At 49.8% G+C, this 1,744-nt stretch carries 1 protein-coding gene; it reads left to right on the top strand.

Translation table 11 applies throughout. The features are described 5' to 3' along the window. Positions 1-1,744: S8 family peptidase (locus IQ242_RS24005; RefSeq protein ID WP_193961679.1), on the top strand; the 1,744-nt coding region annotated here is incomplete at both ends.

Here is a 1,744-nt window from a genome sequence, read left to right as displayed (position 1 = left end):
GTCACCTCAGAGCTAGAACCGGCAGCAACTAGCACTCTTGCCCCCCATGCTCCCAATCAACTCATTGTCAAGTTTAATCAAGGGATCGCCACCGCCCAAGCTGCTCAGTTTCACTCCCTCTTTGGTGCTGTTAAAACCCAGAAGATTAAACTAACGGGGGCAGAGATTTGGAAATTATCCGGGTCGCTCTCTGTGGATACGATTCTGGCAGAATATGGCTCCAATCCAATTTTTGAATACATTGAACCCGACTATATTGTGACAAAAGGCACAATTAGTCCCCTGGCGACATTCCCCAATGACCCTGGTTTTAATCAACTTTGGGGATTGCATAACACCGGACAAAGTGGTGGTACTGCCGACGCGGATATTGATGCCCCTGAAGCCTGGGATATTCAAACCGGCGATCCTAATCTAGTGATTGGGGTTATTGATACGGGAGTTGACTACAACCATCCCGATTTGGCTGGTAATATCTGGACAAACCCAGGGGAGATTGCCAACGACGGCATTGACAACGATGGCAATGGCTACATTGACGACATTCGCGGTTGGGACTTTGCCTATAACGACAATGACCCCAGTGATGTTGATGGTCACGGAACCCATGTTGCTGGAACTATTGCTGGCAAAGGAAATAATGGGGTAGGCGTGACGGGGGTGGCCTGGAATGCCAAAATCATGCCGCTGAAGTTTTTGAATGATCAAGGATCAGGCTCTACTTCCAATGCTATTTTGGCAATTAACTATGCGACGGCCAAAGGAGTTAAGCTCACCAATAATTCCTGGGGTGGCGGCGGTTATAGTCAGGCACTCTATAATGCGATTAATGCGGCGGGTCAGGCGGGAGCCTTATTTATTGCGGCGGCTGGTAATAGTGCACAAAACACTGACACAAGCCCCTCCTATCCTGCCAGCTACAACCTAGATAATATTATTTCCGTTGCTTCCACCACCCGCACCGATTCCCTCTCGTCGTTTTCCAACTATGGTTTAACCAGCGTAGATTTAGGCGCGCCTGGTTCAGCGATTTACAGTACCACTCCCAACAATACCTATGCCACCTATTCAGGGACATCCATGGCCAGTCCCCATGTAACTGGGGCGGCGGCTTTGTTGTGGTCACAAAATCCTACCTGGACAGCCCAACAGGTGAAAGATGCCTTAATGAACACGGGGGATTCTATTGCCGCTCTAGCCGGGAAAACGGTTTCTGGTAAGCGGCTCAATGTGTTTAACGCTTTGGCGGCGGCTAACTTACCTTCTGTCACCGTCAGTGTCAGTCCGGCCAGTGTGCAGGAAGACGGTACGACTAACTTGGTTTATACCTTTACTCGCACTAACTTAAACCTGAGTTCTCTCCTGACCGTTAACTTCGGGGCGAGTGGCATAGCAAACGCTGCCCCAGTGGGAAGCGACCCAGCCGATTACAACCTATTAACAGGTAGTGGTGTCACCTTCGACCCGACGACGAAATTAGGAACCGTCACTTTTGACCCCGGTGCGACAACGGCAACGGTCGAGGTTGATCCGATTGCCGACACCGTACAGGAAAACAGCGAATCAGTTATTTTAACCGTCAATTCCGGGACGGGCTACATTGGTGGTTCTCCTAAGACAGCAACGGGAACTATTATTTCTGAGGAAGGATTTACCACCTACTTCTGGGATGATTTTGCCAATAACAGCAAGGGTTGGACTCTGGGGACAGAATGGCAAATCGGTGCTGCCACAACTTCTACAG

This window comes from Microcystis sp. LEGE 08355 (genome assembly GCF_015207185.1).
Taxonomy (GTDB): domain Bacteria; phylum Cyanobacteriota; class Cyanobacteriia; order Cyanobacteriales; family Microcystaceae; genus Microcystis; species Microcystis panniformis.
The sequence above is the reverse complement of the archived record's forward strand: the minus strand, read 5'-3'. Positions and strand labels throughout refer to the sequence as shown.